26 protein-coding genes are annotated in these 22,021 nt (G+C 62.9%); 14 read left to right on the top strand and 12 right to left on the bottom strand.

Annotated elements, in window-relative coordinates; translation table 11 throughout:
* Positions 1-85 precede the first annotated feature (85 nt).
* The 7 genes from MRBLMA1_RS00130 to mscL all read right to left on the bottom strand — a co-directional run bounded on the left by MRBLMA1_RS00130 (position 86) and on the right by mscL (position 6,424).
* Positions 86-994: a CheR family methyltransferase gene (locus MRBLMA1_RS00130; RefSeq protein ID WP_363734412.1), complete on the bottom strand. Its 909-nt coding sequence runs from the start codon at positions 992-994 to the stop codon at positions 86-88.
* Positions 994-2,073: a chemotaxis protein CheB gene (locus MRBLMA1_RS00125; protein ID WP_363734411.1), complete on the bottom strand. Its 1,080-nt coding sequence runs from the start codon at positions 2,071-2,073 to the stop codon at positions 994-996. The genes MRBLMA1_RS00130 and MRBLMA1_RS00125 overlap by 1 nt, the downstream gene beginning before the upstream one ends.
* Before the next feature lie 78 nt (positions 2,074-2,151).
* Entirely contained in the window at positions 2,152-2,517 is a 366-nt protein-coding gene (locus MRBLMA1_RS00120) for a response regulator (RefSeq protein ID WP_133654787.1), read from the bottom strand.
* Positions 2,518-2,615: 98 nt separating this feature from the next.
* Positions 2,616-3,053 carry a chemotaxis protein CheW gene (locus tag MRBLMA1_RS00115; RefSeq protein WP_133654786.1) on the bottom strand — a complete coding sequence of 146 codons (438 nt, stop codon included), beginning with the start codon at positions 3,051-3,053 and terminating at the stop codon, positions 2,616-2,618.
* Positions 3,050-5,440, bottom strand: coding sequence for a chemotaxis protein CheA (locus MRBLMA1_RS00110; protein WP_363734410.1), 2,391 nt, complete (start codon positions 5,438-5,440; stop codon positions 3,050-3,052). The genes MRBLMA1_RS00115 and MRBLMA1_RS00110 overlap by 4 nt, the downstream gene beginning before the upstream one ends.
* Before the next feature lie 144 nt (positions 5,441-5,584).
* Complete coding sequence (locus MRBLMA1_RS00105; protein ID WP_363734409.1) at positions 5,585-5,860, bottom strand: hypothetical protein; 276 nt, start codon at positions 5,858-5,860, stop codon at positions 5,585-5,587.
* Between the two features lie 135 nt (positions 5,861-5,995).
* Positions 5,996-6,424: a large conductance mechanosensitive channel protein MscL gene (gene mscL, locus MRBLMA1_RS00100; RefSeq protein WP_363734408.1), complete on the bottom strand. Its 429-nt coding sequence runs from the start codon at positions 6,422-6,424 to the stop codon at positions 5,996-5,998.
* 101 nt (positions 6,425-6,525) lie between these two features.
* Between mscL and MRBLMA1_RS00095 the strand changes: the two genes are divergently transcribed.
* The 4 genes from MRBLMA1_RS00095 to MRBLMA1_RS00080 are packed head-to-tail and all read left to right on the top strand — an operon-like array spanning position 6,526 to position 9,167.
* Positions 6,526-7,128, top strand: a complete 603-nt coding sequence (locus tag MRBLMA1_RS00095; protein ID WP_363734407.1) for a LemA family protein — start codon at positions 6,526-6,528, stop codon at positions 7,126-7,128.
* Positions 7,129-7,135: 7 nt separating this feature from the next.
* The gene (locus MRBLMA1_RS00090; protein WP_363734406.1) at positions 7,136-7,951 is read left to right on the top strand and encodes a TPM domain-containing protein; all 816 of its coding nucleotides are present in this window, start codon (positions 7,136-7,138) and stop codon (positions 7,949-7,951) included.
* Positions 7,951-8,628 carry a TPM domain-containing protein gene (locus MRBLMA1_RS00085; protein WP_363734405.1) on the top strand — a complete coding sequence of 226 codons (678 nt, stop codon included), beginning with the start codon at positions 7,951-7,953 and terminating at the stop codon, positions 8,626-8,628. The genes MRBLMA1_RS00090 and MRBLMA1_RS00085 overlap by 1 nt, the downstream gene beginning before the upstream one ends.
* A complete protein-coding gene (locus MRBLMA1_RS00080; RefSeq protein ID WP_363734404.1) occupies positions 8,625-9,167 on the top strand; it encodes an NUDIX hydrolase in 543 nt (180 codons plus the stop codon). Before MRBLMA1_RS00085 ends, MRBLMA1_RS00080 begins: the two co-directional genes overlap by 4 nt.
* Positions 9,168-9,281: 114 nt before the next feature.
* Here the strand turns inward: MRBLMA1_RS00080 and MRBLMA1_RS00075 are convergent, their stop codons facing one another.
* The 3 genes from MRBLMA1_RS00075 to MRBLMA1_RS00065 form a co-directional block, all read right to left on the bottom strand.
* Positions 9,282-10,295, bottom strand: coding sequence for a 50S ribosomal protein L11 methyltransferase (locus MRBLMA1_RS00075; protein ID WP_363734403.1), 1,014 nt, complete (start codon positions 10,293-10,295; stop codon positions 9,282-9,284).
* Between the two features lie 91 nt (positions 10,296-10,386).
* Positions 10,387-11,244 (bottom strand): SMP-30/gluconolactonase/LRE family protein, encoded by an 858-nt coding sequence (locus MRBLMA1_RS00070; RefSeq protein ID WP_363734402.1) that lies wholly within the window; start codon positions 11,242-11,244, stop codon positions 10,387-10,389.
* A gap of 13 nt (positions 11,245-11,257) precedes the next feature.
* Positions 11,258-12,355 (bottom strand): aldose epimerase family protein, encoded by a 1,098-nt coding sequence (locus MRBLMA1_RS00065; RefSeq protein ID WP_363734401.1) that lies wholly within the window; start codon positions 12,353-12,355, stop codon positions 11,258-11,260.
* A gap of 175 nt (positions 12,356-12,530) precedes the next feature.
* Between MRBLMA1_RS00065 and MRBLMA1_RS00060 the strand changes: the two genes are divergently transcribed.
* Positions 12,531-13,835: a sugar MFS transporter gene (locus MRBLMA1_RS00060; RefSeq protein WP_363734400.1), complete on the top strand. Its 1,305-nt coding sequence runs from the start codon at positions 12,531-12,533 to the stop codon at positions 13,833-13,835.
* A gap of 63 nt (positions 13,836-13,898) precedes the next feature.
* Here the strand turns inward: MRBLMA1_RS00060 and MRBLMA1_RS00055 are convergent, their stop codons facing one another.
* Positions 13,899-14,663 (bottom strand): FadR/GntR family transcriptional regulator, encoded by a 765-nt coding sequence (locus MRBLMA1_RS00055; RefSeq protein WP_363734399.1) that lies wholly within the window; start codon positions 14,661-14,663, stop codon positions 13,899-13,901.
* A 251-nt stretch (positions 14,664-14,914) separates the two neighbouring features.
* Between MRBLMA1_RS00055 and MRBLMA1_RS00050 the strand changes: the two genes are divergently transcribed.
* Entirely contained in the window at positions 14,915-15,931 is a 1,017-nt protein-coding gene (locus MRBLMA1_RS00050) for an LLM class flavin-dependent oxidoreductase (RefSeq protein ID WP_363734398.1), read from the top strand.
* A gap of 67 nt (positions 15,932-15,998) precedes the next feature.
* On the opposite strand, the gene MRBLMA1_RS00045 is transcribed toward MRBLMA1_RS00050, so the two are convergent.
* Entirely contained in the window at positions 15,999-16,895 is an 897-nt protein-coding gene (locus tag MRBLMA1_RS00045; protein WP_363734397.1) for a LysR family transcriptional regulator, read from the bottom strand.
* Positions 16,896-17,086: 191 nt separating this feature from the next.
* On the opposite strand from MRBLMA1_RS00045, the gene MRBLMA1_RS00040 reads away from it, so the two are divergent.
* The 8 genes from MRBLMA1_RS00040 to MRBLMA1_RS00005 all read left to right on the top strand — a co-directional run.
* Complete coding sequence (locus MRBLMA1_RS00040; protein WP_363734396.1) at positions 17,087-18,199, top strand: S-(hydroxymethyl)glutathione dehydrogenase/class III alcohol dehydrogenase; 1,113 nt, start codon at positions 17,087-17,089, stop codon at positions 18,197-18,199.
* A gap of 33 nt (positions 18,200-18,232) precedes the next feature.
* Positions 18,233-18,640 (top strand): VOC family protein, encoded by a 408-nt coding sequence (locus MRBLMA1_RS00035; RefSeq protein ID WP_363734395.1) that lies wholly within the window; start codon positions 18,233-18,235, stop codon positions 18,638-18,640.
* 9 nt (positions 18,641-18,649) lie between these two features.
* Entirely contained in the window at positions 18,650-19,492 is an 843-nt protein-coding gene (gene fghA / locus MRBLMA1_RS00030; RefSeq protein ID WP_363735349.1) for an S-formylglutathione hydrolase, read from the top strand.
* Between the two features lie 3 nt (positions 19,493-19,495).
* A complete protein-coding gene (locus tag MRBLMA1_RS00025; RefSeq protein ID WP_363734394.1) occupies positions 19,496-19,807 on the top strand; it encodes a 2Fe-2S iron-sulfur cluster-binding protein in 312 nt (103 codons plus the stop codon).
* Positions 19,807-20,211: a ketosteroid isomerase-related protein gene (locus tag MRBLMA1_RS00020; RefSeq protein ID WP_363734393.1), complete on the top strand. Its 405-nt coding sequence runs from the start codon at positions 19,807-19,809 to the stop codon at positions 20,209-20,211. The genes MRBLMA1_RS00025 and MRBLMA1_RS00020 overlap by 1 nt, the downstream gene beginning before the upstream one ends.
* Complete coding sequence (locus tag MRBLMA1_RS00015; protein WP_363734392.1) at positions 20,208-20,807, top strand: GNAT family N-acetyltransferase; 600 nt, start codon at positions 20,208-20,210, stop codon at positions 20,805-20,807. The genes MRBLMA1_RS00020 and MRBLMA1_RS00015 overlap by 4 nt, the downstream gene beginning before the upstream one ends.
* A gap of 131 nt (positions 20,808-20,938) precedes the next feature.
* Positions 20,939-21,898, top strand: a complete 960-nt coding sequence (locus MRBLMA1_RS00010; protein WP_363734391.1) for a carbon-nitrogen hydrolase family protein — start codon at positions 20,939-20,941, stop codon at positions 21,896-21,898.
* Positions 21,895-22,021: FAD-dependent oxidoreductase (locus MRBLMA1_RS00005; RefSeq protein ID WP_363735348.1), on the top strand; the 127-nt coding region annotated here is incomplete at its 3' end. The genes MRBLMA1_RS00010 and MRBLMA1_RS00005, both read left to right, overlap by 4 nt.

Here is a 22,021-nt window from a genome sequence, read left to right as displayed (position 1 = left end):
CGATAGGGCGCGAACAGACCATGGCCGACAGCGGCAGGCCAATCAAGCGGGCTGGGGCATTTTCCCGCGGCAGCTATCAGATCGATCAGATCGCCCGCCGCCGCTCTTCATTCCCCTGCCCCACCGCCTCGGCGCGGCGTCCATAGCCGCCGCGAAATTCCGCATGAGGCACAAAGTCCTCGCTGTGGCCGATCACCGTCTCGCCCGCGCCCAACAGCAGGACCGAGCCGGAATGGCTGTGCCGCGCGAGGAGGCGCAGTACGGACTGCCGGCGTTCGGGGGTGAAGTAGAGGAGCACGTTGCGGCAGAGCAGAAGGTCATATTCCCCCAGCGGCGCACGTGCGTCGAACAGGTTGTCGGTTCGAAAATCGATCATCTGCCGCAGAGCCGAATTGGCTCGCCAGTCATCGCCCGCAGGATCGAACCATTTGAGCAGATCGCCCACCGGCAAGCCGCGTTGCACATCCATCTGGGTGAAGATGCCTGCTTTTGCCTGGGCTATGGCCGCAGTGGAAATATCGGTCGCCAATATCTCTATCCGCCAGCCGCGCCACTTCGCCATATCGTTGCAGAGCTGGATCGCCAGCGAATAGACTTCCTGCCCTGTCGAACAGCCTGCGCTCCAGATGCGCAGCGTCCTGTCGGATCGCTGGGCATGAATGCGCGGCAGGATATGGCGGTGGATCATGTCGAAAATCTGGAGGTCGCGGAAAAAACTGCTTTCATTGTTCAGCAGCGCATTGACCACGTCGTTTTCCAGCGCCGCGTCCTTATGTGCGATCAGCCGGGCCGCCAGCGCATCCATGTCACCCAGGCCGTGGGCGCGCAGCACGGGCTTCAGCGCCGTCTCCATCCGCCATGCCCGGTTTTCGGACAAAACCTGCCCGGTGCGCGCCTCCAGCAGGCCGGAAAAAATGCGCGCCGCGCCGCGTGCCGCAGGGACCGGCGAAGCGGCACCGGACGAAAGGGAGTCGGCCGAAGGGGGCAATGCCATCAGTTTCTGTTCTTTCCTCTTCGCGCCACGAAGTCCATGATCGCATGGGGTTCGAGCAGGGCGCAGTTCAATCCTTCTCCGGCGACCGATCCGGGCATTCCCCAAACGACGCTGCTTGCTTCATCCTGCGCCACGATCCATCCGCCGGCCGCGACGATTTCGCGTGCACCCGCCGTCCCGTCCCGCCCCATGCCCGTCAGCACCACGCCCGCCGCGCCGGCGCCATAGGCCTGGGCCATGCTGGCGAACATCGGGTCGACGCCCGGCAGGTTGCCGGTGGGCGTGCGCTGCGCATTCAGCACCACGGAAACCCGGCCATAAAGACCTGGTCGAAGCTGGAGATTGGCGTCGCCCGGCGCGACATAGACGACGTCCGGGACCAGTATTTCTCCCTGTTCCGCCACCTTGACGCGCAGGAATGTCATGCGTCCCAGTTGCTCGACGAAATAATGGGTGAAGCTGGCGGGAAGATGCTGGGTCAGCAGGATCGGCACACCCAATGGATCAACCAGGCCCGCGAAAAGCCGCCCCAGCGCGTGGATGCCTCCGGTCGATGCACCAATGCCGAGGCAGGCGAGTGGCTGGGTCACCTGCTGCGGGCCGATATGCTGGGGCGGCTGAACCGCGACAGCCATGGGGTTGCCGCTGAACAGGCGCGACAGCCGGTCCATCAGCGCCTGCGGAAACTGCTCGCCAAAACTGCCGCTACCTGGCTTTGCCAGTATGTCGCTGGCACCCAGGGCCAGAGCTTCGACTGCCGCGGCGCTCCCCTCCCCGCAATTACCGGACAGGATCACGACCTTGGCCCGCGGATTGGTCTTCAGGATTGCCGGCAGTGCCATGAGGCCGCTCTGTCCCGGCAGCTCTATGTCGAGCAGGATCAGGTCGACCTCATGGTCCCGCAAATAGCCGAGCGCATGTTCGGCGCTATTGGTCTTGTGCGTGACGGAAAATCTGCGATCGGCATTCAATATCCGCTCTATGACCGTCCTTACCACGACCGAATCGTCGACGATGAGGGTGCGCAGCGGCGCATCCTCACCCCGGCTGAAGGCCATGATCGGCACGTGAACGGTCATCGAAGCAAGTCTTTCTGAACAAAGGCGAACTGAACAAGCAAGGAGTGCCGGCGGGGGCACCGGATCCGGACGCGATGCCTAGATGACGCCGACGATCGTCAGCTTGCTTTCCAGAGTTTCGCGGTCGAATGGCTTCATGACATATTCGTCTGCGCCCGCTTCGACCGCGGCCTTGATATGGCTGATGCCATTTTCGGTGGTGCAGAAGATGATCTTGGGCCGAGAGGAGAGCTTGGCATCCGGCAGCGCCTGGAGGAATTCCATGCCGCTCATCACGGGCATGTTCCAGTCCAGCAGCACCACGTCGGGGACCGATGTCTCGCATTGCGTAAGGGCGTCACGGCCGTCGACCGCCTCGCTCACCGACAGGTCGAGCGATTCCAATATGTGGCGGGCGACTTTGCGGATGACCTTGGAATCATCCACCACCAGGCAGTTTTTCATAATGCGTCCCTTATTTTGCGTCCCATCCGTGCAAGTCCTAATCAGCAAAGGCGAGGATTTGGTAAACGCCGGCACGAGATCGTCATGCCCATCCGAAATCATGCCGCCTGCGTGACCGAGCCGCCCTCAATGAAGCCGCTCAGCGACACGAGCAGATAGGGTTGCCCCTCATGCTCCACCAGGCTGCGAGCATAGGGTATCCAGGCAGGGTCCAACTGGCCCCGCAGCGGCAATTCGCCCACCGGCACCTGGCAGATGTCGTGCACGGCGTCGACCATCAACCCATAGCTATGGCCACTGATGTCGGCGATGATCGCAAAGCCACGCTGCTGTGCGGGTGTCTTGCGCCCCCGTACCAGCGCCGCGACGTCGATGACCGTCAACACGCGGCTCCGCAGCGCGGAAAGGCCGGCGACATGTGCGCCCATGCCAGGCACGGGCGAAATGTCGGTGAGCTTGACCACCGCCTCGACCTCCCGGGTCTCTACCGCGATTCTCGTACCGGCCAACGTGGCGAAGAGGTAAAGCTGGTTCATTGGGCTGTCCTCCCGGCCTGACGCCCCGATCCAGCGAGCGCAGCCATCAGCGCGTCCTGATCGTAGCGATAGATGCTGCTGTCCTGGGGGCCGGTCGGACGAGGCGTCGCGCGCAACTGGACAATTCGGCAGCCCAGAAGTTCGTTGGCCGGCGACGTGTCCGATCCGGTGAACAATACCACATCCTGCGGGTCGACCGCCTCGCCAGCGGGCAGGCCCATCACCACCTCATGCCCGGCCTGGCGAAGCAGCGGCGCCAATATTTCACGGGTCCAGCCATCCTCGCTGTCGGCCAGCAGACAGCGCCCCCCAGTCCGCTCCACCATCGGCTGTTCCGGCAGTCCAGCGAAGAGGGCGAACGGGTTGATCACCTCCAGATGCTCGCCATCGATCACGGCGACGCCGCTCAACAAGCCGTGCATCGCCACCATGTCCGGCACGGCAGGCATTTCCACGATATCCAGAACCGCGGCGACCGGGTAGCAGGCCTCCCGCGTACCATCGCGCAGGCGGAGCGCGGCGACCTTCTCCCCGGCAAAGGCGTGATGGCCATTGGCCACCGGCACCAGCCGTCCGTCCAGCCGCACGAAGCCGCGCCCGCCCGACTGGCCGAACAGCCGGGCATCGATGTCCTCCACCCGCTCGATCAGCGAAAGCTTGAGCAGTCGCCGCTCCCCCGAATATTCCTCGAACCGCAAGGCGGACACCATCTCGACGCCCTGCGCTTCTTCCTTTTGCCCCACCCGGCCCTCCGCCTGGTCGTCGACGATGTTGGGCAAACGCGCCGCATTGGCCAGTCCCGCCGCATCCAGCAACAGCATCGGCTTACCATTGTCGGGCAAGGTCATGCCGGCATAGACACCCGACGCCATCACAAGCGGCGAGGCGGGACGGATCACCAATTCCTCGTGATTTTCGACCGCCGACACGCCCATGGCAAAGGGAACGCCGGTTGCGGAACGCACCACCATCAATACGCGCGGTCCGGGCTGCGCGACCCGTTCCATGCCCAGCACATCTTCCAGGTCGATCATGGAATGGCGGACCGACCGGATCGTCGCGATCTTGGCGCCGCCCACTTCCGCGATGGTCAGCATCTCATTGTTGTCATGCAATATTTCCACGACCGCAGCGCGCGGAATGGCGAAATGCAGGTCGCCTGCTCGCACGATCAGTCCCGGAATGATCGTCAGCGTCAGCGGCACCCGCAAGGTTATGGTCAGCCCGCAGCCCGGACGGTTGTCGAGCGCGATGACCCCGCCGATCCGCTCCACATTCGCGCGGACCACGTCCATGCCGACGCCGCGTCCGGAAATGGCCGTGACCTGGTTCGCGGTCGAAAGGCCGGGGTGGAAGATCAGGTCGAGCCTTTCCGCCTCGCTCATTCGCGCTGCGCCATCCGGCGTCAGGCGACCCGCCGCCACCGCCTTGTCGACCAGGCGGCCGGTATTGATGCCCTGCCCATCGTCGGAAATCTCGATGACGATCTGATTGCCCGACTGACGCGCCTCCAGCCTCAGCCGCCCCGCCTCGGGCTTGCCCAGCGCGCGGCGCTTTTCGGGCGCTTCTATGCCATGGTCGATGCTGTTGCGGACGATATGGGTAAGCGGGTCGACGACCATCTCGACCATTTCGCGATCCATTTCGACATCGCCGCCCTCAAGGCTGAGGTCAATGCGCTTGCCCAATTCCCTGCTGAGGTCGCGAACCATGCGCGGGATGGCAGTGAACAATCGATCGACGCGCTGCATCCGAGTCTTGGAAATGGCGTCACGCATGTCAGCGACGCAGGTCGACAGCCGTTCGAAGGCGCTTTCCAGTTCCGGATCAGTCGACCGTTCTCGGAGCTTGCGCGACAGTTCGTTCCGCGCCAGCACCATGTCCGACACGCCATTCATCAATTGGTCGATCAGCGACAGCGGCAAGCGGATCGTACGCGGCGCCGATTGTCCCGCGGAAGTCCGCATGACAATCGGCGCCGACATCTCCTCGTCCGTTACGGTGGGTTCCGTCTCAGCGAGCCTGCCGGTCAGGGCCGCGATCAGATAATCGTCATTCTCCTGCGGCAACGCGGCGCCAATGGCCACCGCCTCGGCAAGTTCCGCGATGCGATCCATGATGCCCAGCACGGCGCTGACAGTAGCAGGATCGGCAATCCGCTTGCCCGCCCGGATTTCCGAAAGAACATCCTCGGCGGCGTGGCTCAACCGTTCGAAGCGCGGCAGGTTCAGGAAACCACAACTCCCCTTCACCGTATGGAAGAAGCGGAAAATGGCATCCAGGCGATCGCGGTCCGCAGGGTCCGCTTCCCAGGCGACGACCTCCCCCGCCAACGCTTCCAACGTCTCGCGCGTTTCCGATATGAATTCCTGGAGTAACTCGTCCATTCCACCGCCTCATGGATAGGCGGCGGACCATGAAGCAGCCGTGGTTAAATCCCCGTTAAAGAGGACCGATCCCGCAATGCAAAAGAAAGGGGCGCCGCGACAGACCGTCGCGACGCCCCCTGCGGCTCGGGTAGAAAGCCTGGATCAGTGCGTCTGGTTCTTCTCAACCGCGTCGGCCGCCTTCTCGCCGGCTTCGCGGGTGGCATCCGCCTTGTTCTCCAGCGCGTCGGCAGCGTTTTCAGCGGCATTTTCGGCATTGCCGCTCAGATTGTCGGCCATCGCTTCCATATTGTCAGCCTGGTTGTCGATGGCGTCCGCCTGATTCTCATACGCGTTCTCGACCTTGTTCTCCTGCTTGGAATCGCACGCAGCAAGTGCGATCAGGCTGGCAAGGCCAAGGACTGATACGAAGGTTTTCACGGCGTTTTCTCCTGTTGCGCCCCCATGGGCTGACGTCATTCGGCAAGGGGACCGGATGCCCGGAACCCTGACGCCCATCAACTGGTCGCGGGAAATATGGTTCCCGCCGCAGGCTCCTTTCGTCGCAGAAACGACCTATTTTTTAAGGGAATCCCGAATTTCGCGCAGCAGTAGCACGTCCTCCGGCGTGGCCGCCGGCGCCTCATCGGGCTTGGGCATCAGCTTGTTCACTGCCCTGACCAGCAGGAAAATGATGAAGGCCAGGATCAGGAAATTGACGAAGACCGTCAGGAATTCACCCCAGCCGAACATGGCGACATTGGCGGCCTTCAGATCGGCATAGCTGTTCGGATTGCCCTTGAACCCGGCGGGAATCTCTCCCAGCCGGATGAAATAGCCGGAAAAGTCGGCGCCCCCGAAGATATAGCCGACGACCGGCATGATCAGATCGTCCGTCAGCGACTTGGTGATGGTTGCGAATGCGCCGCCGATGATCACGCCGACGGCCAGGTCCATGACATTGCCGCGATTGATGAACGTCTTGAATTCGGAAATCAGCCCCATGGCGAACCCCTTGTCCTGATTGCGATATTGACAGCATGGACCGTTGCGCAGGCTTCAACAACCGCCTATTTCGTCACACGAAACAAGCCTGAGGATGTTCCATGACGATCCTGCGCCAGTTCCGACTTTTCCTCCTGCCTCTGTTGGGCGCCTTTGCGCTCAGCGCCTGCGGCATCAACAGCGTCCCTGCCGCAGAAGAGGTCGCCAAGGCCAAATGGGCCGACGTGCAGGCCCAATATCAGCGCCGGGCCAATCTGGTCGGCAACCTCGTGGCCACGGTGAAGGCCGCGGGCAAGCAGGAACAGGACACGCTGGTAAAGGTGACGGAAGCCCGCGCCAAGGCGACTTCGGTCCAGGTCACTGCGGCCGATCTGTCCGACCCAGCCAAGGTGCAGCAGTTCCAGCAGGCGCAGGCGCAGTTGAGCCAAGGGCTGGGCCGTCTGCTCGCTTCGGTCGAAGCCTATCCCGAGCTCAAGACCAACCAGAATTTCCTTGATCTGCAGTCGCAGCTTGAAGGAACGGAGAACCGCATCGCTGTCGCCATCCGCGACTATAATGAAGCGGTGCGCGCCTATAATACCCGCATCCGCACCTTCCCCGATGCGATCGGCGCCAAGATCATCCATGGCGCCAAACCCATGACCCCGTTCCAGGCCACGACGCCAGGCGCGGAAGAGGCGCCGAAGGTCGATTTCGGCAACTGAGCCGGTGATGCTCCGCCGCCTGCTCCTGATCCTCGCGCTGCTGGCTTTCCTGCCTGCCGCGGGGATGGCGGGAATTGCGCCTGCCGCGCAGGCCCAGACCTTTCCCAAGCTGACAGGGCGGGTGGTGGACGACGCCTCCCTGCTGTCCGCGCAGCAGAAACAGGCCCTGACCGACAAGCTTGCTGCGCTGGAAAAGCAGAGCGGGCGTCAGTTGGTGGTTGCGACCCTGCCGGACCTTCAGGGTTATGACATATCCGATTATGGCTATCAGCTCGGCCGCGCCTGGGGCATCGGCTCCAAGGACAGGAATGACGGCGCACTGCTGATCATTGCCCCCAAGGAGCGCAAGGTCCGGATCGAGGTCGGCTACGGTCTGGAGGGCATCATGACCGATGCGCTCTCTTCCCAGATCATCCGGAACGACATCACGCCCCGATTCAAGGCAGGCGACTTGCCGGGCGGCATCGATGCAGGGGTGGATGCGATTGGCAAGCTGCTGAGCCTGCCGCCTGAAGAAGCCAGGGCACTTGCGGCGCAGGCCGAGGCCAAAGCACGCGACGCGTCGGACGATGGCGGGACATTCATGCTGATATTCTGGCTCATCGTCGTCGCGATCATCATCGTCGCCATGCTTGCCGGACGAGGCAAAGGACGCCGCTATCGGGGCGGGTCAGGACCGATCATCCTCTGGGGGCCCGGCGATTCCGGCTGGGGCGGCGGGGGCGGATCGGGCTGGGGCGGGGGCGGCTGGGGCGGCGGAAGCGACGGCTTCTCCGGCGGCGGCGGCAGCTTCGGCGGCGGCGGCGCCTCGGGAGACTGGTGATGCGCCTGATCATGAACGAAGCCGATCGCGACCACGTAACGGCCGCCGTCGTCGAAGCGGAGAAGGCTACCGATGGTGAGATCGTCACCATCGTGGCACGCCGGTCCGACGCCTATCATGACGCCGGACTGCACTGGGCGATAGGCGTGGTGTTCCTGGCCCTTTCGGTGGCGGCAGCCTTCCCGCAGCAGTTTCGCCGCCTCTGTTCCTGGCTGCTGCAAAGCTGGGAACATGAGATCGAGGATTGGAAGCTGCTGACGGTCCTGCTGGGCCTGCTGATCCTCAAATTCCTGATCGTCCGCTATGCGCTCGCCTGGATGCCGCTGCGCATGGCGCTGACGCCAAAGGCCACCAAGGCCCGCCGTGTGCGCCGCCGCGCCATCACGCTGTTCCGCGCTGTTGCGCAGGGACGAACGCGCGGGCGGACCGGCGTGCTCATCTATCTCTCGCTGGATGAACATCGGGCGGAACTCGTCGCGGATGCAGCGATCAATGAAAAGGTCGCGCCCGAGGTCTGGGGCAAGGCGATGGCCGCGCTGGTGGATGGTGCACAGGCAGGTCGCGCCGCTGAAGGCATGGCGGAAGCTGTACGGCAGGTCGGCCGGGTGCTGGCCGAACATTTTCCCGCGACCGGCGACAATCCCAACGAATTGCCCGACAGGCTGATCGAACTATGAGCGAACATGACGGAACCTCCCCCGAAGAGATCATGTGGGAGGGGAGATTCATCACGGCCAAGCGGCGGGGGCGCTGGGAATATGTGGGCAGGGCACGGGGCATCCATGCCGCCGTCATCCTGGCCGTGGATGAGGCGGCAGATGGACGGCACGTGCTGCTGGTCGACCAATTCCGCGTACCGCTGGGCCGCCGCTGCATCGAACTTCCCGCCGGGCTGGTGGGCGACCAGGAAGAAGGCGAGGAAGCCATGCTGGCCGCTACCCGGGAACTGGAGGAGGAGACCGGCTACCGTCCGGGCCGTCTGGAAAATCTGGGTGAATATTATAGCTCACCCGGCATGGTGTCGGAAAGCTTCAGCCTGTTCCGGGCGCATGACCTGGTGAAAACCGGGGAAGGCGGCGGTGTGGAGGGCGAGGACATCCGGGTTCATCGCGTTCCGCTGAACGCCATCCATGAAAGGATCGCGGCATGGCGGAAGGACGGTTTCGCCATCGACGTGAAATTGCTTCTGCTGCTTGGCGCAGGATTTGTGGATTAGGACATTGTCACAAGTGGAAATCGATCATCCACTTATGACGATGCGACAATATGAATCCGGAGCGCGCCACCTGCATCTGATGCAACGGCGCTCCAAATGCCTCCCGCCGTCGGATCAGAGACTGCCAAAGCCGGGGGCTTCTCCGCGAGCATTGCCGTCTATGCGCGTCGGTCGTTTCCACCCGATCCGGGGCCGCTTGCGCAGGCGGAGCGTGGGCCAATCGCCCCGGTCGGTACGCTCGGCCAGACGCATCCCCTGGGCACGATAGGCGGCGAGCACCGCGTCGGCCTGTTCCTGCAGCAAGCCTGCAAGCAGGATGGTGCCGCCTTCCTCCACCATCGCGCAGAGCGACGGGGCAAGTTCGATCAGCGGACCGGCCAGGATATTCGCGATCAGCAGGTCATAAGGCGCGCGCGTAGCGATCGCCGGGTGATCCACCCCCGCCGCCGCGTAGAGCGCCAGTTGCCCCTGGCCTTTGCCAAGGGTAACGCCATTCACTGCCGCATTGGCTGCGCTGATCTCGACCGCGACCGGGTCGATGTCAGACGCGGTTGCATAGGCGTGCGACCAAAGATGCAGCGCGGCAAAGGCGAGCAGGCCTGTTCCCGTGCCGATGTCCGCGACATTGCCGAAGCGCATGCCGATCCGGCGCATGCGGTCGAGCATGATCAGACAACCCGCCGTCGTTTCATGCTGGCCGGTTCCGAACGCGCGGCTCGCCTCGATCAGGAAATTGACATGGCCGGGCGCCGCAGGATCACTGGGCAGGTTGCGGACGTGGAAGCGCCCGGCAGTGACGGGTTCCAGCCCCTGCTGGCTGAGCGTTACCCAGTCTTCGTCCGGCAATTGCTCGACCAGCGGCTTGACGCCGGCGGCGCTGGGCACAAGCGAACGGAGCAGCCGGATCGCGGCCTGGCTGGGCCGACCTTCGAAATAGGCGTCCAGCCGCCAGCTATGTTCATTGTCGGGTTCCGCCTCGCTGGTCATCAGCACGGGGGGCCGATCCATCAGGGCAAAGGCGGCGATGTCGCCATCCAGCGCCTCGGCCTCGGCGCGCGTGCAAGGGAAGGTGACTTTCCAGCTTTGCCCCCTGACGGCTGGCGGCGATGATATGGCAAGGTCGTTCATGCCGCCGCCTTTAGACCTTTGGCGGATGAAGGGGAAGCAGGACAGGCTTGATGGCGGAAAATGATCGCCATCGACTCGTCCGGCCTGCCGCCTACCCCGCGTACAGGTTGGTCGGCAGCCCATGCGTGCCGGGGAAGACTTCAAAAAGCGCACCATCATACTCGCTTTCCGGCAGGCCGATTGCCGCCGAACTGACGAACATGCGATCCAGTCTCTCTCCGGCGAAACAGATGTTCGTCACCTGTCCGGCAGGCAGCGCTATCGATCGATCGAGCCTGCCCTCCGGCGTGAATCGGCTGATCCGTCCGCCGCCCCAATGGGCGACCCAAAGATGCCCGTCGGCATCGACGGTCATGCCATCGGGATAGCCATCCTCCTCGGCAAAACGGATGAAAGGCTGGCGGTCTGCCAGGCCGCCGCCGGCCGTCCGGGAGAAACGGTATATCTGCCGCCGCGCCGTGTCGCTGTGATAGAGCCAGTCACCGCCGGGCGAGAAGGCGGGACCATTGGGCACGCGATAGCCGCTGTCCGCGATCGCCCAGCCGCCATCAGGATCGAGCCGGTAGAGCAAGCCAACGTCCTGCCCTCCCGTCATGTCCATGGTGCCGCACCAGATGGCGCCGCTCTCATCCGCCTTGCCGTCGTTCATGCGGCTGCCGGGCAGATGCGGTTCGGGATCGCCCAGCGGCGTGATCGTCAGAGGATCGAGCGTCAACCATTTGAACCCGCTCTGGAAGCCGCCAACGAAGCCCCCGCCCGCCCGTTGAACCACCCAGCCGAGCGGTTCGGGCATGGCCCAGCGCTGGATGACGCCGTCGGCGAGCGACAGACGATTGAGCGCCGGCGCGACTATGTCGGTCCAATAGACCGCATTCTCCCGAGCCGACCATAAAGTCCCCTCGCCCAGCGTATCACGCACGCCGCGGTCGATCTTGCGCCATTCAGCCATGCCGGACATCCCTTCAGCGCTTGACCGACAGGCGGTAGACCATCTGATGGTGATAGGGCTTGCCCGGATCCACCCGCGCCGACAGGAATTTGGGCTGGTTGGGCGAATTGGGGAATTTCTGCGGCTCCAGCGCAATGCCGTCGCCCATGCGGTAGAGATGCCCCTGCTTGCCGATCAGCGTGCCATCGAGGAAATTGCCCGTGTAGAATTGCACGCCCGGTTCTGTGGTCAGCACGTCGAGCACGCGGCCCGAAGCCGGATCTTCCAGACGCGCGGCAAGTTCGGGCGCCTTGGTCGCACCCTTGTCCAATGCAAAATTATGGTCATAGCCGCGTCCAGCGACGATCTGCGCATCGCGCCCGTCGCGGATCCCGTCCGCGACGCGGCGCGGCGCACGAAAATCGAAAACCGTACCCTCCACCGGCTTCAGTTCGCCGGTCGGGATCAGATTGGCGTCCACGGGCGTGAACGCCTTGGCCGGGATGGTCAGCAGATGGCCCAGCGCGCCGTCCCTCGACCCTTCACCTGCCAGATCGAAGATCGCATGGTTGGTCATGTTGACGATGGTCGGCTTGCTGGTCCTCGCGTCGAAGGCGATGCCCAGATTACCTGCTTCGTCCAGCGTATAGGTGACGGTGGCGTCGAGCTGCCCCGGATAGCCGGCGTCGCCGTCCGGGCTGGTGAGGGCCAGGACCAGCGTGGCGGTCGGCCCATCCTTCAGCGACACGACTCTCCATGGCTGCTTGTCGAAGCCCTTGCCGCCGCCATGCAGCGAATTGACCTTGTCGTTGAGCGGCAATTGATAGCTTTTGCCGTCCAGCGTGAACCTGCCGCCGGCGATGCGATTGGCATAACGGCCGACGGTCACGCCGAAATAATTGGGATGGTCGACATAGCCGGCAAGATCATCATAGCCCAGCAGGACGTCCGCGATCCGGCCATTGCGATCCGGCCCGGTCAGCTTCTGCAGCGTCGCGCCATAGGTAAGGATGGTGGCCGACACGCCCTGCCCGTTCTTCAGCGTGATTGACTCGATCGCGGTTCCATCGGCCAGCGTGCCGGCCGGCGCGCGGCTCGCCTCCGCCGCCAGCACTGTCGAGCTTGTCATCATGAGGGCAGCACCGTATGACAACGTTGACAACACCGATCTGTTCATAAAGGCCTTTCGCATGCGGTTCCTCCCTTGACGCGATTGACGCGCCGTTGGAGGAGATATACTCATACAAAATAATCAGGCGCAACCCCGTTCAGGTGCGCCCCGTTTCGACTCTTCCGGAGAAGGATGAATGGCAGGACCCATTTCCCCCACTGCGGCGCCCGCCGCGGCCCATAATCCCGGCACGCGCTACGGCCCTGCCCTGACGTTGCTGGCCAGCCTCTTTTTCATGTGGGGCTTCATCACGGTCATCAACAACACGCTGCTGCCGCACCTGCGCAGCGTGTTCGAGCTCAGCTATACGCAGACGACATTGATCGAGTCGGTATGGTTCATCGCCTATTTCGTCGCGTCCATTCCCTCGGCCAAGCTGATCGAACGCGTCGGTTACCAGAAGTCGCTGGTCACCGGCCTGCTGATCATGGCGGCAGGCGCGTTGGGCATGATGCTGGCGGCGTCCATCCCCTCTTATGGCGTGACGCTGATCATGCTGTTCGTGATCGCCAGCGGCATCACCCTGCTTCAGGTGGCTGCCAACCCCTATGTAGCGGTGGTCGGCAAACCGGAAACCGCGTCCTCGCGCCTGAACCTGGTCCAGGCGATGAACTCGGCCGGCACCATGCTCGCTCCGATGTTCGGCGCTTACCTGATCCTTGGCCGATCGAAGGGCGGCACCGCGCAGGGCGACATCGTGCTGACGCAGGCTGAGCGGCTGGCCGATGCCCAGTCGGTGATCCTGCCCTATGGCCTGGTTGCCGTCGTGCTGGTCGTGCTGGCGGTGGTGATCGCGCGTTTCCCGCTGCCCGCCATGGGCGCGGCCGCGACGCGCCTCGCCAAGGAGGAGCGGAAGAAACATTCGCTCTGGGCGCACCGCAACCTGGTGTTCGGCATTCCGGCGATCTTCATCTACCTGATCGCGGAAATCGGCGTCGCCAACCTGTTCGTGAACTTCGTCAGCCAACCCGACATCGCCAATCTTACCCATGAACAGGCGGGCCGTTACCTGACCTTCCTCTGGGGCGGCATGATGGTCGGCCGGTTCGCGGGATCGGCGATCATGCAGCGGATCGATGCGGGCAAGGTGCTGGCTGCCTTTTCCGTCGGCGCCTTCATCGTGATGATGATCACCGTCTTCGCTCAAGGGCCTGTCGCCATGTGGTCGCTGATCCTGGTCGGCCTGTTCCACTCGATCATGTTCCCGACGATCTTCACCCTCGGCATCAAGGGGCTTGGACCGTTGACCGAGGAAGGATCGGGTCTTTTGATCATGGCCATCGCCGGTGGCGCGCTGGTGGTGGTGCAGGGCTGGCTGGCGGACCATTTCGGGTTGCAGACCAGCTTCCTGCTGACGGCGCTGTGCGAACTCTATATCCTCTTCTACGCACTTTGGGGGTCCAGGCCGACCCACGCGCTGCCTGATCAGCAGATCGGGTGACGGAAAGCTCGAAGTCGGAAAAGGCCGAAGCGGGATGTCCGCTTCGGCCTTTTCCTTATCCCGTCACCGTGCCATGGCACTCGCCGTATCCTCCAGCGCCAGGTCGACGAGCACGCCCATAGCCTCCGCCGCTGCGGCTGCGTCTCCGGCCGCAATAGCGTCAAACACGCGCGCATGGTCCGGAATGGGATTGCGCGGCAAGGCGCGTGCCCTTTGCTTGTATTGGGTGGTCCAGTTCACCGCCGCGCCGATGCTGGCCGATAGCGTCCGCAATGCGTCGTTGCGCGTCGCATTCAGGATCGCATTGTGAAAGTCGCGGTCCGCCCCGCGCCCGGCATCGGTCGCCAGCGTATGGCGGCGCATGGCAGCCAGGGCGTCCTTCATCAGCCTGATGTCTTCCTTGGTCCGTCGCTGCGCCGCGAGTCGAGCCGCCGCGGGTTCGACTATGGCCCGCAGTTCGAACAGATCGCGCACGAACTGCACGTCCGGTTCCCCGGCAAAGGCCCAGGCCAGCACCTCGGGATCCAGCAGGTTCCAGCGATTGCGCGGCAATACCCGGGTCCCCGCCTTGGGCCTGCTTTCGACCAGCCCCTTTGCGGTCAGCACCTGTATCGCCTCGCGATAGGCGCTGCGCGACACTTCCAGTTCCTCGGAAAAGGCGACTTCACCCGACAAGACATCGCCCGGAGCATATTGGCCGGACAATATCGCCGTTCCCAGCTTGTGCGCAATCGCGCCATGCAAGCGCCTGCCAGGACCACGCACCTCCTTCGATGCACCTCCAGCACCCTCTGCCGTCCCCTTGGAAAGCTGTTTTTCTTTAGCCATTGATGCGCCTCCGCCCCGCTTTCCTAGCAGTCCATCGGATAAGGCGAAACATGTCATAGTCTTTTCGATCATACCGATATCACAAGGCGGCCAGGATCATGCAGGGCCAGAGGCGGTTTGCCATGCTGGACGTGCATAACCCAATCCGGAACGGCGATCCGATTCAACTCGACCGAAGCTGCTCGAAAAGGCATTGCCACGCTGGCGGGCGGCGCATATTGACCGCCACCATTTGAAAAATGGGAGCGCTTGTGAAGAAGATCGGATTCCTTTCCTTCGGTCACTGGTCCGACGCAGCCTTCTCGGAGACCCGCACAGCATCGGATGTCCTGCATCAATCGATCGACCTCGCGGTCGCGGCTGAGGAACTGGGACTCGATGGAGCCTATTTTCGCGTGCATCACTTCGCGCGCCAGCTCGCTTCGCCCTTTCCATTGCTGGCGGCCGTCGGCGCTCGCACGAAGCGGATCGAAATCGGCACCGGCGTCATAGACATGCGGTATGAAAACCCGCTCTACATGGTCGAAGATGCCGGGGCGGCGGACCTCATCGCCGGCGGGCGGCTACAGCTTGGCATCAGCCGGGGATCGCCGGAACAGGTGATCGATGGATGGCGCCATTTCGGCTATGCGCCGGCTCAAGGCGAAAGCGGCTCCGACATGGGGCGCCGGCATGGCGAGGTATTCCTCAGATTGCTCAAGGGCGAGGGTTTTGCCGAGCCCAACCCACGCCCGATGTTTCCCAATCCGCCCGGCAAGCTACGACTCGAGCCACATTCGGCTGGGCTGCGCGACCGGATCTGGTGGGGTTCGGCATCGAACGCAACCGCGGAATGGGCAGCGCGCATGGGCATGAACCTGCAAAGCTCGACACTCAAGGCCGACGAGACCGGCGAACCCTTTCACATTCAGCAGGCCAGGCAAATACGGGCCTACCGCGAAGCCTGGGCCGCTGCCGGTCATGATCGCCAGCCAAGGGTGTCCGTGTCGCGCTCGATCTTCGCGCTCGTTGACGAACGCGACAGGCGTTATTTCGGACGGGATGACAGCGCGGACCAGATCGGCGTGATCGACAATATGCGCGCGGTTTTCGGTCGATCCTATGCCGCCGAACCCGACAGGCTGATCGAACAGTTGCGGGAGGACGAAGCCATTGCCGAGGCCGACACCCTGTTGCTGACCGTGCCTAACCAGCTTGGCGTCGACTATAACGCCCATGTGCTGGAGGCTATCCTGACCCATGTCGCGCCCGCGCTGGGCTGGCGCTGACCGGGCAGGCGCCGATGCGGCTGGAGCGCGCGCACTGCGTCAATTCCGACGCAGTGCGCAGCGTGTATCAACTCAACGTTCGACGACTGTTGATGGCCGGCCCAAGCTCGTGCACCAGGCAATTCACGACTTGCTGGACCTTCTGCGACAGATGACGACGCTGCGGATAGACCGCCCAGATCGGCTCGTCATTGGGTTGCAGATCATCGAAAAGCAGTTCCACCATGCCATGCTTGAGATAGGGCAGGACGTAGAAATCAGGTAACTGGCAAATGCCCAGACCCGAAACGCAGGCTTCCATCACGGCATGGCCGCTATTGCACCTGAAGCGCCCCCTGGGTCGATGGATGATTTCGCGTTCGCTGACCTTGAAATGCCATGTCGCCGCCGTACCGGCGATGCATTCATGGGACGCCAGGTCCTCAATACGCTTCGGGCGCCCCGCAGATGCAAGATAGCTTGGCGCGGCGCAGGTGTAGAGGCTTCGAGACGCCACCTGTGTCGCTATCAGCCGGGTATCACTTACCGAACCTGTTCTTATCGCGAGATCAAACCCTTCGCCAACCAGGTCGATGACACGATTGGACAGTTCGATGATCACGTTCAGCTTGGGATGCTGCATGGCAAAGCGTCGGATGATCGGCGCCACGAACCGCTCGCCCAGCGCTGTCGAACACGTAACGCGCAGTTCGCCCAACAGGTCTCCACTGTCCCCGACAAGCGCAATTGCCTCATCCCTGTCCTGAGCAATGCGCTCGCATCGCTCCAGGAAAATGCGACCTGTGTCCGTCAGTTTGACGGTGCGGGTGGTGCGGTGAAAAAGTTGCGCCTGGAGCCGTTGCTCCAGGGCCATGATCGACCGGCTGACATGGGTTGTCGACATTCCCAGGCTCTTTGCACCGTGTGTGAAGGACCCCGTCGTAGCGACGCTGATGAACTCGTCGATACCGTCCCAGGCGGACATCTCATTATCCCTTCAGAGAAATAAACTTTTGCGAAAAGATCATATTATCACTTCGCTGAAAAAGCGCTAGTGTCCGGCATCAAGAGGGCCTTCCGTGGTTTGCTGCCATCATTCGCATGGGCGCGAAGCTTACCAGCCATGCCACGGCATGCTCGCTTCTAAAAAAATCAGAACGGAATGAGGACTGAGACATGAAAACCCGCGCCGCAGTCGCCTTTGAAGCAAAAAAGCCGCTAGAGATCGTGGAAGTAGACCTGGAAGGCCCCAAGGCCGGTGAAGTTCTTGTCGAGATCATGGCGACCGGCATCTGCCATACCGACGCCTATACGCTGGACGGTTTCGACAGCGAGGGCATCTTCCCCTCGATCCTGGGCCATGAGGGCGCGGGCATCGTGCGTGAGGTTGGCCCCGGCGTAACCAGCGTGAAGCCGGGGGACCATGTGATCCCGCTCTACACGCCCGAATGCCGCCAGTGCAAAAGCTGCCTGTCCGGCAAGACGAACCTGTGCACCGCGATCCGCGCCACGCAGGGCAAGGGGCTGATGCCTGACGGCACGACGCGCTTTTCCTACAAGGGCCAGCCGATCTTCCACTATATGGGCTGCTCGACCTTCTCGAACTTCACCGTCCTGCCCGAGATTGCAGTGGCGAAGATCCGTGAGGACGCCCCCTTCCAGTCCAGCTGCTACATCGGCTGCGGCGTGACGACGGGCGTCGGCGCGGTCATCAATACGGCCAAGGTTCAGGTCGGCGACAATGTCGTCGTCTTCGGCCTCGGCGGCATCGGCCTCAACGTGATCCAGGGCGCGCGCCTTGCCGGCGCCAAAAAGATCATCGGCGTCGACCTCAACCCCGATCGCGAGGAATGGGGCCGCAAGTTCGGCATGACCGACTTCCTCAATTCAAAGGGCCTGTCGCGCGAGGAAACGGTGGCGAAGGTGGTCGAGCTGACTGATGGCGGCGCCGACTATACGTTCGACGCGACCGGCAATACCGAGGTGATGCGCACCGCGCTGGAGGCATGCCATCGCGGTTGGGGCACCTCGATCATCATCGGCGTGGCCGAGGCGGGCAAGGAAATCTCGACCCGTCCCTTCCAGCTTGTGACGGGCCGCAACTGGCGCGGCACCGCCTTCGGCGGCGCCAAGGGCCGCACCGACGTTCCCAAGATCGTCGACATGTACATGACCGGCAAGATCGAGATCGACCCGATGATCACCCATGTCATGGGCCTGGAAGAGATCAATACCGCTTTCGACCTGATGCACGCCGGCAAGAGCATCCGCTCGGTCGTCGTCTTCTGACCCTAGTTACTTCCACCTGCAAGGAGAGAAAAAATGGCCGATCCAGTGATTTCCGGAAACGAGGTCTTTTCGCATACATGCATCGGCGCGAGCGATCTTGCCGCATCGACGAAGTTCTATGACGCGGCGCTGGGTGCGCTCGGCATCAAGAACATGGGTCCCTTTGGCGACAGCTGCTTCCTCTACGGCAAGGACAAGCCCGCATTCCTGGTGCTGAAGCCCGGCAATGGCGGCGAGCCCAGCAGCAACGGCGTGACGATCGGTTTCTCCGCTGCCAGCCCGGCAGAGGTCGATGCCTTCCATGCGGCGGGAGTGGCCGCCGGCGGTACGGATGAGGGTGCGGCCGGTCCGCGCGGCCACCTGCCCGGCGCCTATGCCGGTTACCTGCGCGATCCGGCAGGCAACAAGGTCTGCGCCTACACCTTCACGGACGGCAACTGACCCATGGCGATGGAGCAGGTCAGCACGAACCGGTCCTTCGGCGGTGAGCAGGGCGTGTATAAACATGCCTCTGCCGCCACCGGGACAGAGATGACCTTTTCGGTCTTCGTTCCCCCGCATCAGCCCGGGACGAAGCTGCCGGTCGTCTGGTATCTGTCCGGGCTGACCTGCACCCACGCCAATGTTACGGAAAAAGGCGAGTTTCGTGCGGCTTGCGCGGAACTCGGCCTGATCTTCGTCGCGCCCGACACCTCGCCGCGCGGAGAAGGCGTGCCGGATGATCCGGCTGGAGCCTATGATTTCGGTCTGGGTGCCGGCTTCTATGTCGACGCGACGCAGCCGCCCTTCGACCGCCATTATCGGATGTGGTCCTATGTGACCGAAGAACTGCCTGCCCTGATCGCGGAAAATTTCCCCGTGGACATGGATCGCCAGTCGATCATGGGCCATAGCATGGGTGGTCACGGTGCCCTCACCGTCGCGCTCCGCAATCCGGGCAAATATGCATCGGTGTCGGCCTTTGCGCCCATCGTCGCGCCCGGCCAGGTGCCCTGGGGGGAAAAGGCGCTGACCGGCTATCTGGGCGAAGATCGCGCGACATGGCGCCTGCATGATGCGGTGGCGCTGATCGAGGACGGCGCCCGCGTGCCGGACCTGCTGGTCGACCAGGGCGGCGCGGATCCTTTCCTGGAAAAGGAATTGCGGCCGGAACTTCTCAAAAGCGCTTGCGAGGCGGCAGGCATCGACCTGACGCTCAACCTGCGCGAAGGCTATGACCATAGCTATTATTTCATTTCAACTTTCATGGCCGACCATTTGCGCTGGCATGCGGCCCGCCTCAGCAAGGATTGATTGATGGTTCAGATTTTCGTGACTGGTCGCGATGGCACCGAACATGCAGTGCAGGCCGAGGCTGGTCTGTCGCTGATGGAAGCGATCCGGGACAATGGCCTTGACGAGCTGCTCGCGCTTTGCGGCGGATGCTGTTCCTGTGCGACCTGCCATGTCTATGTGGAGGAAGGCCCCGAAACCTCGTCGGTCAGCGAAGACGAGAATGACCTGCTCGACAGCAGCGACCATCGCAATGGCCTGTCGCGCCTATCCTGCCAGATTGCGCTGACGGCGGAACTGGATGGATTGCGCGTCACCATCGCGCCGGAGGACTGATGAACGAAACCCTTCTGTCCCGCTATTATGCCGCCTTCAACCGTGGCGATGCCGGGGCCATGCTCGACCTGCTGACGGAGGATGTCGTGCATGAGCCCTCGCAGGGCGAACCGCGCCATGGCAAGGCCGCCTTCGCTGCGTTTCTCGATCACATGAACCGCTGCTACCGCGAGCAGGTGATCGATCCGGTCTTCCTGAGCTCGTCGGACGGTACCCGCGCGGCGGCCGAATTCCAGCTGGAGGGCGAATATCTCCTGACCGACAGCGATCTGCCGCCCGCGCACGGTCAACGCTATCGGCTTCGGGTCGGCACCTTTTTCGACATTGTCGACGGCCGGATCGCGCGGGTCAGCAACCATTACAACCTCGCCGACTGGCTGCGGCAGGTCAGCGAAGCGGCATGATGGCCGATCAGGCCGCGCCGCTGGTGGTAGAGCGGATCGGCCGCGACGACCTGTCGCTGCGCGCGCTCGCGACGCTGCGCATGACTGTGTTCAGGACGTGGCCCTATCTCTATGATGGCAGCCTGGATTATGAGGCGGCCTATCTGGACGAATTTCTGAGCGCTGACGACGCGATCGTCATCGTCGCGCGGGTCGGCGACATTCCCGTCGGCATGGCGACCGCTTCACCCATGGCGACGCAATCGGACGTGATCAAGCGACCCTTTCTGGCTGCCGGGGTCGATATCGGAACGACTCACTATTTCGGGGAATCGGTTCTGCTTCCGCAATTTCGCGGACAGGGCATCGGCCATCGCTTTTTCGACGAACGGGAAGCCGCAGCTAAAGCAGCCGGTGCGGATTGCACCGCCTTTTGCGCTGTGGTGCGGGAGGAAAACGATCCGCGCCGTCCCGATGACACGCGGGATTTGCATGATTTCTGGCAAAAGCGCGGCTATCGCCTTGCCCCTCACTACGACACGCATCTGTGGTGGAAGGAGGTCGGGGATGTGCAGGATAGCGAACATCTCATGCGCTTCTGGATCAAGAAATTCTAGAATGATTTCCAGGCGATCCGAACCGATCGCCGGTCAGGAAATACGAGGAATGTAGCATTCGGGCGGTGATCTGATCCCATCAGATCAAAATCCGCCGTCGGAAAGGCATTAACCGGGGGAACGGGACGAAGGTGGAAGAAGTTCGGATCGCGGCGGCACAATATCCGATCGAGCTGCTGCCAAGCTATGAAGCGTGGGAAGCCAAGATCAGCCTATGGGTGGCAGAGGCGGCTGGCCAGGGTGCTCAACTGCTGCTTTTCCCAGAATATGCAGCGATGGAACTGGCTGGCTGCGATCCGGCGGCTGCATCCGACCTTCAGCGCTCATTGGAACTGGTGATGGCACTCAGCGACCGGGCGGACGAACTGCACCGGCGTCTCGCCAGACGCCATGGGCTGGTGATCGTGGCGGGCAGCGGCCCGGTGCGCGACGACCGCGGGTTGATCGTCAACCGCGCGCGGCTTTTCTGTCCTGACGGCAGCATGGGCTGGCAGGACAAGATCGTGATGACCCGCTTCGAACGCGAAATCTGGGGTATTTCGGGCGGCACGCGGATCAACACTCTGGACACGCCCTTCGGCCCGGTCGGCATCTCCATCTGCTACGACTCGGAATTCCCATTGATCGCGCGCGCGCAGGCTGAGGCCGGAGCGCGGATCATCCTCGTACCTTCGGCGACCGACAGCATGCAGGGCTATTGGCGGGTGCGGATCGGCGGACAGGCGCGCGCGCTCGAAAATCAATGCTATGTGGTACAGGCGCCAACGGTGGGACTTGCCCCCTGGTTACCCTCGCTCGATGAAAATTACGGCGCGGCGGGCGTCTATGGCCCGCCGGATGGCATCACCCCGGATGACGGCATCTTTGCCATCGGCCATGCCAATGACGGTCAATGGTTGTTCGCGGATGTCGATCTGACTCAAGTCGATGAGTGGCGGCGGAACGGCAGCGTCCTGCCTTTCCGGCACTGGTCCGAACAAATGGTCGGCCAGGCATCGATGCCCGCCGGCATCGCCAATGACAATGCGGTGGAACCTGTAGAGAGGCAGAATGGCAGCACCCTGCCGTTGGTTGAAGGGCTGAACGAATGAGTTATTATGACGTTCTGATCGTGGGCGCGGGTCATGCTGGTGCCCAGGCGGGGATATCGCTGCGGCAGCTTGGCTTTGAAGGGTCGATCGGGATGATCGGCGATGAGAAGGATCCGCCCTATG

The sequence above is a fragment of the Sphingobium sp. LMA1-1-1.1 genome (assembly GCF_040676365.1).
Lineage (GTDB): Bacteria > Pseudomonadota > Alphaproteobacteria > Sphingomonadales > Sphingomonadaceae > Sphingobium.
The sequence above is the reverse complement of the archived record's forward strand: the minus strand, read 5'-3'. Positions and strand labels throughout refer to the sequence as shown.